This is a genomic window from Flavobacterium eburneipallidum, assembly GCF_027111355.2.
Classification (GTDB): Bacteria; Bacteroidota; Bacteroidia; order Flavobacteriales; family Flavobacteriaceae; genus Flavobacterium; species Flavobacterium eburneipallidum.
Genome location: NZ_CP114291.2, coordinates 1,811,805 through 1,825,870, shown reverse-complemented (window position 1 = coordinate 1,825,870; position 14,066 = coordinate 1,811,805). Strand labels below are relative to the sequence as shown.

Annotated in this window: 9 protein-coding genes; 5 read left to right on the top strand and 4 right to left on the bottom strand. The window is 34.6% G+C overall.

The features are described 5' to 3' along the window. Positions 1 to 38: 38 nt before the first annotated feature. Together OZP15_RS07480 and nadC are read right to left on the bottom strand one after the other, a co-directional pair. Positions 39 to 962 carry a YihY/virulence factor BrkB family protein gene (locus OZP15_RS07480; protein WP_281337430.1) on the bottom strand — a complete coding sequence of 308 codons (924 nt, stop codon included), beginning with the start codon at positions 960 to 962 and terminating at the stop codon, positions 39 to 41. Between the two features lie 11 nt (positions 963 to 973). Continuing rightward, positions 974 to 1,831, bottom strand: coding sequence for a carboxylating nicotinate-nucleotide diphosphorylase (nadC, locus tag OZP15_RS07475; protein ID WP_269224916.1), 858 nt, complete (start codon positions 1,829 to 1,831; stop codon positions 974 to 976). A gap of 465 nt (positions 1,832 to 2,296) precedes the next feature. Between nadC and kduI the strand changes: the two genes are divergently transcribed. The 5 genes from kduI (at position 2,297) to OZP15_RS07450 (ending at position 8,517) form a co-directional block, all read left to right on the top strand. Beyond that, positions 2,297 to 3,133 carry a 5-dehydro-4-deoxy-D-glucuronate isomerase gene (gene kduI / locus OZP15_RS07470; RefSeq protein ID WP_281337429.1) on the top strand — a complete coding sequence of 279 codons (837 nt, stop codon included), beginning with the start codon at positions 2,297 to 2,299 and terminating at the stop codon, positions 3,131 to 3,133. 3 nt (positions 3,134 to 3,136) lie between these two features. Then, positions 3,137 to 3,922, top strand: coding sequence for a gluconate 5-dehydrogenase (locus OZP15_RS07465; protein WP_281337428.1), 786 nt, complete (start codon positions 3,137 to 3,139; stop codon positions 3,920 to 3,922). Positions 3,923 to 3,940: 18 nt separating this feature from the next. Then, positions 3,941 to 5,359 (top strand): glucuronate isomerase, encoded by a 1,419-nt coding sequence (gene uxaC, locus OZP15_RS07460; RefSeq protein WP_281337427.1) that lies wholly within the window; start codon positions 3,941 to 3,943, stop codon positions 5,357 to 5,359. 70 nt (positions 5,360 to 5,429) lie between these two features. Beyond that, positions 5,430 to 6,872, top strand: coding sequence for a tagaturonate reductase (locus OZP15_RS07455; RefSeq protein ID WP_281337426.1), 1,443 nt, complete (start codon positions 5,430 to 5,432; stop codon positions 6,870 to 6,872). A gap of 28 nt (positions 6,873 to 6,900) precedes the next feature. Then, positions 6,901 to 8,517, top strand: coding sequence for a UxaA family hydrolase (locus tag OZP15_RS07450; protein WP_269227830.1), 1,617 nt, complete (start codon positions 6,901 to 6,903; stop codon positions 8,515 to 8,517). 227 nt (positions 8,518 to 8,744) lie between these two features. Here the strand turns inward: OZP15_RS07450 and OZP15_RS07445 are convergent, their stop codons facing one another. Next, positions 8,745 to 10,850: a RagB/SusD family nutrient uptake outer membrane protein gene (locus OZP15_RS07445; protein WP_281337425.1), complete on the bottom strand. Its 2,106-nt coding sequence runs from the start codon at positions 10,848 to 10,850 to the stop codon at positions 8,745 to 8,747. Between the two features lie 52 nt (positions 10,851 to 10,902). Then, positions 10,903 to 14,064, bottom strand: a complete 3,162-nt coding sequence (locus OZP15_RS07440) for a SusC/RagA family TonB-linked outer membrane protein (RefSeq protein ID WP_281337424.1) — start codon at positions 14,062 to 14,064, stop codon at positions 10,903 to 10,905. Positions 14,065 to 14,066: the final 2 nt, after the last annotated feature.

The following is a 14,066-nucleotide window of genomic DNA, read 5'->3' as shown; positions in this document are numbered from 1 at the left end:
TTTTTATTAAAAAATTAATTCTGTGCTTCTCCTAATAATTAGGATTCCTTTTTTTCTCTTAATTTTTTTATAGAAGCATTCAACTCAAAACCCAAAAGTAATATGGCGCAGTTGATCCAAATATAAAACATCACAATCAATAAGGTTCCAATAGAACCATATAGTTCATTGTATTTTGAAAATCGCAATACCCAAATCCCAAATCCATAGGAATCTAAAATAATTAGAATGGTCGTAAAAACAGAACCTATAGAAATAAACGCTCTCGTTTTGTCACGTTTTGTTCCGAACTTAAAAAGTATGGATATAGTAATAAGAATCATAAATATGACAGACACATACCTTCCCAAACTAATTAATGGAATTCGATCACTCAACACATCTTGGATGATTGTTTTTTGTATTAAAACTTCAAAAACAACAATGATAGCAACGGTTACTAACAATAGAAACGACAAAACCAAAGACATTCCTAAAGCCACAATATATTGACGCAAAAAACCTCTTTTAACAATCACATGTTTGGAAGACTCAAAGCCTCCTAAAATTCCATTCAATCCATTTGCCATTAAGAAAATAGACAAGAAAAAACCGGTAGATAACAATCCTGAATGACTATTATTCAAAATATCATCAATAATAGTAGCAATGGCATCATACGTATTTGGCGGAACTCCATCCTTTACAAACTCCAAAAAATCGTCCTGAAAACCCTGAATAGGAATATAAGGAATTAGGTTTAAAATGAATAAAGCAAAAGGAAATAACGACATGAAAAAACTAAATGCAATAGCACTTGCGTGATACGAAAACGCACTTTTTGCAATTCCCTCGGCATAAAATTCCAACAAATCATACAACGATTTGCCTTCTAACCACGATAGTTTTATCTTTTTTAAAGGACGAACTAAATTGCGTAATACCGGAATTGTTTCAATTTTAGCTTCTATTTCTTTGCTCATCTTTTTTGAATTTAAAAAGCTTTCAAACTCAAATCCATATTATAAATGGAATGTGTCAATGCTCCAGAAGAAATGTAATCGACTCCACATTCTGCATAAGATCGAATAGTATTTTCGTTGATATTTCCAGAAGATTCCGTTTGACATTTATTCCCAATTAATTCAACTGCTTTTCGGGTATCTTCATAATTAAGATTGTCTATCAAAATTCTATGAATTCCATCACTTTTCAAAATCTCTTCAACTTCTTCCAGATTTCTTGCTTCTACAATAATTTTTAGGTCCAAATTATTTTCTTTGAGATAGGTTTTAACTTTAGCAATTGCCAAAGTAATTCCACCCGCAAAATCGTTATGATTGTCTTTGAGCATAATCATATCATAAAGCGCAAAACGATGATTTTCACCTCCGCCTATTTTCACTGCCCATTTTTCGCAAGCCCTGAATCCTGGAGTTGTTTTGCGAGTATCCAAAATCTTTGTATTTGTTCCTTGGAGCAAATCTACGTATTTCTTGGTTTTGGTCGCAATAGCACTCATTCGTTGCATCGAATTCAACAACAAACGTTCTGCTTTCAAGATTGACTGCGAACTTCCTTCAACATGAAAAACTACATCTCCTTTTTTTACAGGAGTTCCGTCTTGAATAAACGTTTCCATTTGCAAATCAGGATCCACATATTCGAGAATCATTTTAGCAAAATCTACTCCAGCAATAATACCATCTTCTTTGACTAATAATTTTGCTTTTCCCTTTGCTGATGATGGAATACAGGCTAAAGAACTATGATCACCTTCACCAATATCTTCTCGTATTCCGTTTTGTATTATGATTTGTAATTCGTTTTCGAATTGTATTTTGCTTATCATTTTTTAGAAGAAATTTAAAGTAGGCTAAAGTAGAATTTATTTTGTGTATTTAAAAATTTGTATTCCATCTTATTTTGAAAAATTAGAGACACATTCAAATAACAAATCTTATTTTCAAAAACAAACTTCAGTCATATTCTATATAAAAAAAAGGAGTGTAAATGTCAATATTTTACAAACAAAATAAAACCTTAAACCCATAAGTCTTTAATTTGTTTGCACTTCACTCAAAATTAATTTGTTTTGTTTTTTTTTAGTTTAAAAATCATCATCTTTGTAATCCTAAATTCAATAACAAAAGACTTACAAACTAACTTAAACACAATTTTCTTTATTAAAAGTTATGATATACACAAAAAAGAAATATTATATTGCAAAATGAACAAAAAATGAATTAAAAAAGCATTGCTAATTAAAATTTAAAAATTACTTTTGCGTAATCGATTACATTACACCCTAATTATTATGATAAACTATAGCTCTAGATACGCCTCTAGCCCACAAGCAGTAAAAGAATACAACACAGCACAATTAAGATCTGAATTCTTAATTGATAATTTGATGAAAGAAGGAGAAATCACTCTAACCTACTCTCATTATGACCGATACATAGCAGGTTCTGCCACACCAACAACACCACTAACACTTGAAACTATCGATCCTTTAAAATCTAGTTATTTTTTAGAAAGAAGAGAAATGGGAATCATCAATGTGGGTGGAAATGGTTCTGTAGTTGTTGACGGAACTACTTATGATTTAGGATTCAAAGATGCTTTGTATATTGGAAGCGGAAATAAAGAAGTAATTTTCAAAAGTGATGATGCAAAAAATCCAGCGAAATTTTACATCAACTCTGCTCCTGCACACACCACTTATCCTACCAAAAAAGTAAGTTTGGCAGAAGCTAATAAATTGCAATTGGGCACAATGGAAACAGCTAATCACCGTACGGTAAGCCAAATGATTATTGGCGGAATTGTTACTACTTGCCAGTTGCAAATGGGAATGACCGAATTGAAACCAGGAAGCGTTTGGAATACTATGCCAGCTCACGTTCACGATCGCAGAATGGAAGTTTATTTCTATTTAGACATTCCAGAAAACCAAGCGGTTTGTCACTTTATGGGAGAACCACAAGAAACAAGACACATTTGGATGAACAATCATCAAGCGGTTATTTCTCCACCATGGTCTATTCACTCTGGTGCTGGAACTTCAAATTATACTTTTATTTGGGGAATGGCTGGAGAAAATCTAGACTACGGAGATATGGATGTTTGTAAAATAACCGAATTAAGATAACCCATGAATTTATTTAATTTAAAAGGAAAAAGAGCCCTTATCACTGGAGGAACTCATGGTTTAGGATTAGCCATGGCTGAAGGTCTTGCTCAAGCTGGTGCCGAACTTGTAATTACAGGAACAACACCTTCTAAAATGGAAGATGCTCTAGCTTATTACAAAAGCAAAGGCTACACCGCTGCAGGTTATATTTTTGATGTAACTGATGAAAAAGCGGCTGCCGAAAATGTAGAATTAATCACAAAAGAATTAGGAGCAATCGACATCTTGATTAATAATGCAGGGATTATTAAAAGAGAATTGGCTATCACAATGCCCGTAAGTGATTTTAGACAAGTAATCGAAGTGGATTTAGTTGGACCATTTATTATGTCGCAATTAGTAGCGAAACAAATGATCGAACGTCAATCAGGGAAAATTATCAATATTTGTTCTATGATGAGCGAATTGGGTAGAACAAACGTTTCTGCTTATGCTGCTGCAAAAGGCGGATTGAAAATGTTGACGCGCAATCTAGCTACGGAATGGGCAAAATACAACATTCAAGTAAACGGAATTGGACCAGGTTATTTTGCTACTTCGCAAACAGAACCGATTCGTGTAAACGGAAATCCTTTTAACGAATTCATCATCAGCAGAACACCTGCTGGTCGTTGGGGAGATCCTGAAGATTTGGCTGGAGCAACTGTATTCTTGGCTTCGGAAGCCAGTAAATTTGTTAACGGACAAGTTATTTATGTTGATGGTGGAATCTTGGCTACCATTGGTAAACCATCAAATGAAAATTAATATTTTAAGTAAATTATAATGAGCACTTTTATAAACGATAACTTTTTATTAGAGAACAAATTTGCAGAAGAGTTGTATCACAATTATTCTAAAAATCAACCTATTATAGATTATCACAATCACTTGAATCCTCAATTTATTGCCGAGGATAAAATTTTCGAAAACATCACACAAGTTTGGATTAACGGAGATCACTACAAATGGCGTGCGATGCGTACTTTGGGAATCAATGAGCAGTTCATCACAGGAAATGGTTCTGATAAAGACAAATTCCTAAACTGGGCAAAAACTGTTCCGTACACGATGCGTAATCCTTTGTACCACTGGACGCATTTAGAATTAGCTCGTTATTTTGACATCACCGACTTATTAAACGAAAAATCAGCAAAAAGCATTTACGAACAAGCATCGGCTAAAATAAATTCTGCCGAATACAGCACTAGAAACTTATTGACTAAAGTTAATGCTGAATTTGTTTGTACTACTGAAGATCCAATTGATACTTTAGAATGGCACCAAAAATTAGCCGTAAGCGATTGCAAAACTCAAGTGAGTACTGCTTTCCGTCCTGATAAAGCCATCTTAATTTCGAATGATGGGTATAACGAATACATTGACACATTAGGTCAAGTTGCTGGTATAAACATCGAAACTTATTCAGATTTATGTTCGGCTTTGAGAAACAGAATTGAATATTTTACTAAAAATGGTTCTAAACTTTCGGATCATGGTTTAGACCAAATTTACTTCGAAAGCTATACGGAAACTGAAGTAAACGCAATTTTCAAAAAGAAAAGAGAAAAAGCAACTTTGACTAACGAAGAAGCTTTGAAATTCCAAAGTGCTATTTTAGTATATTTATGCGAAACCTACCATGAATTTGGATGGGTACAGCAATTTCACTTGGGAGCATTAAGAAACAACAATGCTAGGATGCACAGTATTTTAGGTCCTGATACAGGATGGGATTCTATTGGAGATTATCCTCAAGCGCAAAAATTATCTGGTTTCTTGAACTCATTAGATACTAAAGATAAATTAACAAAAACAATCATTTACAACTTGAATCCTGCGGACAACGAAGTAATGGCTACCATGATTGGTAACTTCAACGACGGAAGTGTTAAAGGGAAAGTTCAATTTGGTTCAGGATGGTGGTTTTTAGATCAAAAAGATGGTATGACAAAACAATTGAACGCATTATCAAATATGAGTTTAATTAGCTGTTTTATCGGAATGTTGACCGATTCAAGAAGCTTCTTATCTTTCCCAAGACACGAATATTTCAGACGTATTCTTTGTAATCTTTTAGGAGATGAAATCAAAAGAGGCGAATTGCCAAACGACATGGAATGGATTGGTAAAATGGTATCTGACATCAGTTATAATAATGCCAAAGAATATTTCAATTTCCCTGCAAAAGGATTAATTAAGTAAAAACACCATAAAAATCAGCAACCTCTAAAGTTGTTGATTTTTATATTTTAAAATAATAACAAGATAAAAAATGGAAAAATTAAATAGAAAAAGCCAAGGATTAGAAAAGAAGTTTCCAATTAAAGTGGTACAATTTGGAGAAGGTAATTTCTTGAGAGCTTTTGTGGATTACGCTTTTCAAAGATTAAATAATGAAGTTGATTTTAATGCTGGAATTGCGATGGTTCAGCCATTGGCAGGTGGTATGGTAAACATGATTAACGACCAAGACGGTCTTTATACCTTGTTTATGAACGGAATCAAAAAAGGGGAGAAAATTCAAGACATTCAGTTAATTACTAATATTGTAAAAGGAATCAATCCTTATACTGATTTTGCTGATTATTTAGCTTTAGCCAAAGAAGAAGAATTGCAATTTATTGTTTCAAACACTACTGAAGCAGGAATTGAATTCGTAGGAACGGATACGCCTGATATGCAGCCACCAACTTCATTTCCTGCAAAATTAACGGTTTTATTACACGAAAGATTCAAACATTTTAATGGAGATGCTGCTAAAGCTGTGACGATCATTCCTTGCGAATTGATTGATTACAATTCAGAAGCATTGAAAAAATGTATCTTACAATATTGCGAATTATGGAAATTAGAAGAAGCATTTGTAACTTGGGTTTCTGATGCTTGTACGTACCACAGTACTTTGGTTGACAGAATTGTTCCAGGATATCCAAGAGCTGAAATTGATGATTACAACAGTAAATTAGATTATCAAGATAATTTAATTGTTGCTGCGGAACCATTTTTCCTTTGGGCAATCGAAGGAGGTGATGATTTGAAAGCAAAACTACCATTCCATAAAACAGATTTGAATGTAAAAATTGTTGACGATATTCGTCCTTTCAAAATGATTAAAGTTCGTATTTTGAATGGTGCACATACCGCAATGGTTCCTGTTTCTCTTTTATTTGGAAACAAATTAGTAATGGAAACTGTTAATGGAGGTTTTACAGGACCGTTTGTAGATAATGTTATCAGCGAAATTAGTGAAACGCTTCCAATGGATAAAAACGAAATTACTGCTTATGCTGAAGAGGTAATGGATCGTTTTAAAAATCCATTTATCAAACACGCTTTGGCTGATATTGCTTTAAATTCTATCTCAAAATTCAAAGTAAGAGTTTTACCTAGTTTATTAGGATATTATAATGCGAAAAAAGAACTTCCTACTAGTTTAACTTTTTCATTAGCTTGTTTAATCCAGTTCTACAAAGGAACTTGGAACAACGAAGCTTTACCCGTAAAAGATACTCCGGAATTAGTTGAAGCATTTAAAAAAGCTTGGGAATTAGAAAATTTAGATTCAGTTGTGGCTACAGTTTTAGCTAACACCGACTTCTGGGGAGAAGATTTAACAAAAATTAACGGTTTATCAGAAGCATTAGTAGTAGCTTTAACTGAAATTGAAGCTAACGGAATTGAAAAAGGCTTTGCTAATTTCAGCTCAAAAAACTAATTAAAACTTTTTTAAAATTTATAATATCATGCAAAAGAAATTAATAAAAGTAGATCCTTCGGATAATGTGGCTGTAGCATTAGTAAACCTAACTGCTGGAGAAAAAATCACTTTTGAAGGAGAAGATGTTTTAGTATTATCGGATACTAAAATGAAGCACAAGATTGCAATGGTGGATTTTGAGCCTGGAGACAAAATCTATATGTACGGTGTAATCGTAGGTAAAGCTAGCCAAAAGATTGCTAAAGGTGATGTTATTGCTACGACTAATGTAAAACACGAAAGCGCAAAAGTTTCAGGAAAAACAGAAACTATCGGTTGGACTGTACCTGATGTATCGAAATGGAAAGATAGAACTTTTATGGGATACCATAGAACAGACGGACAAGTAGGAACTGAAAATGTTTGGTTGTTTTTTCCATTAGTTTTTTGTGAAAACAGAAACATTGAAATCTTAAAAGGTATTTTCGAAAAAGAATTGAAAAAACCAAAAGAAAACGATTACCAATTGTTACTTCGTTCTTTGGTAAATTCTGAAAAAGGTGCTGAAGACGCAGTTGCAAAATCAACTGAAGTTGATTTGTTTGAAAACATTGAAGTAAAATTCATCCAGCATCAAGGTGGTTGTGGTGGAATTCGTCAAGATTCACACTCCTTGGCTAAATTGTTGGCTGGATACGTAAACAATCCAAACGTGGCGGGTGCTACTGTTTTGAGTTTAGGTTGTCAAAACTTGCAAATCTCGATTTTTCAAGATGCAATGAAAGCTATTAATCCAAACAGCGACAAACCTGTTTTGATTTACGACCAACAACAAATTGGAACTATCGAAGAAATGTTGAGTACTGTAGTAAAAGATTCTTTCGCTGCAATCAAAGAAGCTAATAAAATTAAAAGAACTCCTACTCCATTGTCAAAATTAACAATCGGTTTAGAATGTGGTGGTTCTGATGGATTCTCTGGAATTTCGGCTAACCCAACATTAGGTGTTTTATCTGATAAATTGGTTGCATTAGGAGGAACTACTATTCTCTCTGAATTCCCAGAATTATGTGGTGTAGAGCAAGAATTAGTAAACCGTTGTGTAGATGACAAAGACGGAAAGCGTTTCTTGGAATTAATGCAATGGTATGAAAAAACAGTTGTAGATGCAGGTTCAGGGTTCGACATGAATCCATCTCCAGGAAACATCAAAGACGGTTTAATTACTGATGCAATGAAATCTGCTGGTGCTTCCAAAAAAGGAGGAACTTCTCCAATTGTAGGTGTTTACGATTATGGAGAATACATCAACGAGCCTGGATTTACTTTATTATGTACCCCTGGAAATGACGTGGAATGTACAACTGCAATGGTAGGTTCTGGAGCAAACATGGTATTGTTTACAACAGGATTAGGAACTCCAACAGGAAACCCAATTGCACCAGTTGTAAAAGTATCTTCAAACACTCAATTGGCTACAAAAATGTCTGACATTATCGATTTTAACACAGGTGGAATTATCACAGGTGAAAAATCAATTGAAGAGACAGCAGACGAAATGTTAGAATTCATTATCAATGTAGCAAGTGGAGATATCAAAACTAAAGCAGCAATATTAAATCAAAACGATTTTATTCCTTGGAAAAGAGGAGTTTCTTTGTAAAAAGAAATTGATTTTGAAACATAAAAAAAGGTGTGAATTAAATTTTCACACCTTTTTTTTGTTTTAAAGGGTAATGTGGTCAAAAATAGTTGTTAATTTTTTATTTTAGAATCATAAAAACTAAAAGAAATACTAATATTCTCATCACATCTTTCTAATTTGAGCAGTAAAAAAAACCGCCTCATATTTTATTATGAGACGGCTTTCTTTAATAAACAAATAACAAATTAATTAAAATAACCTGGGTTTTGCCAAGCATTCTTTTGCTCTGTTGTCAAATTTGTTCCATCAGCATTTAACAAACCATCAATGAAGGATTGTGGAATTGGACGCAATTCATGTTTGTTTGCAGTAATATTTGTTCTTGCTTCAGGGTTAAATGCTTTTGCACGAGCAATTAATGTTCCTGTACGAGATAAAGTCTCCCAACGTTGCCATTCACCTAGTAACTCACGAGTACGTTCGTTAAGGATAAAGTGCAATGCACGTTGATAGTTACTAGAAGCTCCAATTTGTGTAATAATAGCTTCGTCTTCAGGAGGTAAGTTAGCTGGAAATGTGCTTAATGTCAAATTAGATGCTGCTGTAGTAACAGGTTGTGTTGGGTTAGACAAATAATAGGTATTCATATTCAAATTTGAATTGATATAATTTGTTGCGTTTGCACCTGTATTCAAAGCATTAGTAGCAAATGCTTGAGAACCGTCACTATAGTAAGACCTGTTTTCACCATTTTTCCATTGCGCACGAGCACGAACCACATTGATGTCAGCCATTGCATTACCATATTCTCCTAAACGAACATAACATTCAGCTCTTACCAAATAAGTTTCTCCTAGACGAGCCATAGTTACATCACGACGAGAATCTCCTCTTTCTGCCTGACGAGATCCATCATCAGTCTTATTAATACCAGCAAAGAAATTACAAATAGGTTGATTCTTAAAGTTGGGCGCAACATACGTTCCATTTTGGTACAACACTAATGAATTAGGTGATGACTGCCCTACTTTTGTTGTCAAAGAACCAGAGGTTGGCGTTTGACGAGATCCAACAGTCCAATTTGGCAAACGACTAAAATCATCTTTCCATGTTGGGTTTTGAATTGCAGCTCCAAAAGTATATCCGTTGTAGGTATTGTCATTTTTTGTATTCAAGATCATAACTATAGCCGGATCTCCTAGAGCAAGTCCTCTAGAATTAGGAGCTATAATAGTATTAGCTCCATAAACCGTTTTGAAAGTTTTCCACATACGAGCATCATTTACGTGGTTGAAAACAGCATAACTGTATTCTGTTGGTCGACAACGTTGAAAATCCATACTTCCAATCCATACTCCACGTCTTACCCAACCTCCTGCAAAGCTTGAAAATTGAGGGGCAAAATAGTTGTAAGTTCTGTTTCCAAAACGACCATTTGTAATAGGATCTGCATTATGACCAGCAGCCATTAAGATTTCATCTCGTTGTTCAGCAGCAGAATCTACTCCTGTCCAGTTGGCATATAAATCACTGTAATTACTAGTCAAAGGACCACGTGCCGTAATTGCATAAGTACAAGCTGCGATAGCTTCTTTTAAATCAGCATCTTTATATGAACTGTTCCAAGCATCATTGCGTTCAGAAGCACGGAACAATAACGATTTAGCTAAAAAGTGAGCTGCAGTAGCTTTAGTCCAAGTAACTCCTTTTCCATACGTATAAATTTCACCTTGAAAAAGATTGTAAGCATTACGGAAATCAGAAATTACTTGTTCCCAACACTGTTCTTCAGTTGAACGAGTAAAATTACGCACTACCCCTACAACAGGCGCAGTCTGTAAAACTACACCTCCATATTGAGCCGTAAGACGATAGTAGTTGTATCCGCGCAAGAAATAAGCATGAGCCAAGCAACGGTTTCTTATAGCTAAGTCTGAAATTTTATCAGCATTTGCTATTATAAGATTTGCAGAAGAAATACCATAATACATTTGATTCCAAAGATCTTCTGGTCCAGTAGCATTTCCATTAGCAGCTCCTAAAGCTGTAGTTGCTCTAAAAGGCGTTAATCGTCTGTCATAAGTATTCCATAATTCATTTGTTAAATCATTAGCATTGGTAAACTCATCTGTACCATAAAGTGTGATTCCATATGACCATTCAAAACCAAAATGCCATCTGATGTTTCCGTATAAAGAAACCGTTAATGCTTGAAGTCCTTCGGGAGTTTGAAAATAATCTGCCGTGTATCGATTTGATTGTTCTTCATCAAGGAAATCTTTTGAACAGGATCCAAAAGATAATCCTGTTAGGATAAGAAGACCAATTCCTATATTTTTAAATTTATTCATTTTTACTATATTTTAATGTTATTACTTTATAATTCGTTATAACTTATTTGTGTTAAAATCCAACTTCAACTCCCATAACAAAACTACGGTTGAAATAAGTGGCACTTGTATCAAAATCATACCAATCTACAGATTGATATATACTACCTGGATTTACAGCCTGTGCATACAATTTCAGATTAGCAAATCCAATTTGAGAAGCAAGATCTTTTGGAAAGTTATATCCTAGAGAAATGTTACGAATTTTTACGAATGATGCTTTTGTAAATCCAAGAAGTCCTGAATAAGCATCTTGTGATCCTGAAGAAGCTTGACCTAAAATTGGTTTTTGGAATTCAGCATCAGTATTAGTAGGTGTCCAATAATCCGTTTCACGTTGATTACTACGACCCGTTAACGCCTCTCCTCCTAATGAAGCCGTATACCCCATACGTCCATAAAGATTTATTCCTAATTCAAATCCTTTGTAATCAAAGGTATTGTTCCATCCCATTGTCCAATTCGGATTACTGTTACCAACAACTACACGATCAGTAGCATCCATTTTGTAATCACCGTTTTGATCTTTAGGTCTTACATTACCTGGAGTAAAGTTATAACCATTTGCTTTCCAAAGAACCATTTCGGCTAAATCTTCTGGTGTATTTTGCCACATACCTTCATTATCAAAACCATATCGAACTGCTATGGATTGTCCAATAAACCATGAGTTGTCTGGCATATCATTCTTACCATAAGCTAATCCATCTATTCTATCTTTTTGCCAAGCACCATTTAAGTTGGTCTCCCATGTAAACCCACCTTTAGTCTCTATTGGTGTGAAATTAAGGGTAACTTCAACTCCTTTGTTACTAGTTTTACCAACATTGGCATAAGTATTAGGATATCCAAGAATTGTTGGAATCGCAACTAACATCAACAAATCATCAGTATTTGATTTGTAAAGTTCAATACTACCATTAATTCTATTTTTGAAGAAACCAAAATCTATTCCAAGATTATATTGTGTTGTAACTTCCCATCCTAAAGTAGGATTAGGCATAGCCACTAAATCGCCTGGAGCTGTGTAATATGGTTCATTTGTAGTAAATCCAATTTGATTGGACTGCCCATTAAAAGGGAGTAAAATATCATTAATGGCGCCTTTTGTTGCATAAGGATCTATAGATGAGTTACCTACTGTTCCCAATCCAAAACGAAGTTTTAAATTATCAACCCAAGTAACTTTTTTAAGAAATTCTTCTTGATCCAAACGCCAAGCTAAAGCAGCTGATGGAAAAAAGTCCCATTTATGTCCATCTGCTAATTGAGAAGCACCATCCCAACGACCTGACATGGTTAACAAATATCGGTTATCATAACCATAAGTAAAACGTGCCATATAAGAATTAAGTTGACGTTTTACAACATCAGATCCCATACTAGGACTATTGTTAGGATTACTTAAATCAATATCTCCAAAAGCATTCCATAAGAAAGAAGAGTTCGTAATATTACTAGCACTCATAGTAGAACTTTCTATATTCCAAGCCGATGCCGTTTGCAGCAAAGTAGCTCCTACTTTATGTTTGTCAGCAAAAGTTCTATCATAAGTCAACATATTGTCAAAAGTCCATGAGAAATCACGATTATTGTTAAGACGTGCAAAGTTTCTTCCTGCAGTACCATTTGAATTGATTCTATGTGATGAAGTTCCATCAATATAAACACCTTCTCTCCAATGACGAAAATCAGGACCGAAACTTACTTTATAACTCAAGCCTTTCATTGGACTAGTTATTTTACCTATATCAAAAGTAGCAGAGAAGTTCCCTAAAATACGCATGGTTTGAGACAATTGAGTGCTTTTTTTCCATTCGTCCATAATAGTATAAACACCTGTTTCGCCACCTGGATTAATAACTAAATTACCATTAGCATCATAAGGAACAGCAATGTTAAAAACAGATTTTGCTGCTCCATAAATTGCATTCGGAACAGAACCACTACGTCCACCTAGAGTTGACATACCAAAATCTTGTTCGCTCCAAGAAACATTCAAAGAGCTATTGAACTTAAACCAATCTACAGGAGTTATATTATTACTAATCTTTGCTGTATAACGATCATAAGTTTGTCCCCTTTGAGTCCCTTCGTTACTTAAATAACCAATTGACCCGTAGGTATTTACTTTTTCAGAACCTCCACTAGCACTAATAACGTGTTCATTCATAATACCTGTTTGAGTAACAAAATCTGTCCAGTCTGTATTAGTAACTTTAGAAGGATCCCATGTTCCACTTGCCCATCCTTTCAAGACATTATCCCTTGATGTTTGACCGTCAAGAGCACTATCGAAAAGAATTCTGTCATTTGCTAAAGTTGGTGAATCAGGGTGAGGGTATAGAGTAGGATTAAGGTTGTAAGCAGCCCAACGTCTAAAAGTTACATAATCTCCAGCATTCATTGCTGGTGCACGATCTACAATATCAGTTGTACTGATTGTACCTGCATAATTCAATGTAAATTGGCCTGATTTACCTTGCTTAGTAGTAACAATAATTACCCCATTAGCTCCACGAGAACCATAAATAGCAGTTGCGGAAGCATCTTTCAATACATCAATAGATTCAATGTCTCTTGGATTAAGAGTTTCAATAGAAGATGACGATAATAATGGCACCCCATCAACAACATAAAGAGGACTGCTACTAGCTGTTAAGGAACGTTGACCACGAATACGAACAGTTCCTATTTGTCCGGGACGTTCGTTTGTTGTAATATCAACACCTGCTGCTTTACCTTGTAAAGCCTCCAGAGCATTATTTACTGGTCGTGAAGTCAGCTCTTCAGCACTAACTCTTGCAATAGCTCCTGTTACATCCGATTTTTTTACAGTTCCGTACCCTACAACTACAACTTCATTTAGTTGAGCTACATCGTCTGTAAGAATTGCATTCTCTACTCCAGTTGTTCCAACAGTTTTTTCTACTGTTTTAGAGCCTGTAGCACTAAACACTAATACTTGCCCCGGAGCAGCAGGTATCGAGTATTTACCATCAATATCAGAACTAACACCTGTTGAAGTGCCTTTAACAATTACATTTACTCCAGGAATAGGAAATCCTGAAATATCTGTAATTGTACCTTTAACAACTTTGTTCTGCGCATAACCCGATACATGAAATAATGTAAACAAGGCTATAACCAGCAAAAGGCTAAATTTGTTTTTCATAA

Coding starts and splice junctions, on each gene's coding strand:
- OZP15_RS07480 (WP_281337430.1), bottom strand. CDS start 962: ATGAGCAAAGAAATAGAAGCTAAAATTGAAACAATTCCGGTATTACGC.
- nadC (WP_269224916.1), bottom strand. CDS start 1,831: ATGATAAGCAAAATACAATTCGAAAACGAATTACAAATCATAATACAA.
- kduI (WP_281337429.1), top strand. CDS start 2,297: ATGATAAACTATAGCTCTAGATACGCCTCTAGCCCACAAGCAGTAAAA.
- OZP15_RS07465 (WP_281337428.1), top strand. CDS start 3,137: ATGAATTTATTTAATTTAAAAGGAAAAAGAGCCCTTATCACTGGAGGA.
- uxaC (WP_281337427.1), top strand. CDS start 3,941: ATGAGCACTTTTATAAACGATAACTTTTTATTAGAGAACAAATTTGCA.
- OZP15_RS07455 (WP_281337426.1), top strand. CDS start 5,430: ATGGAAAAATTAAATAGAAAAAGCCAAGGATTAGAAAAGAAGTTTCCA.
- OZP15_RS07450 (WP_269227830.1), top strand. CDS start 6,901: ATGCAAAAGAAATTAATAAAAGTAGATCCTTCGGATAATGTGGCTGTA.
- OZP15_RS07445 (WP_281337425.1), bottom strand. CDS start 10,850: ATGAATAAATTTAAAAATATAGGAATTGGTCTTCTTATCCTAACAGGA.
- OZP15_RS07440 (WP_281337424.1), bottom strand. CDS start 14,064: ATGAAAAACAAATTTAGCCTTTTGCTGGTTATAGCCTTGTTTACATTA.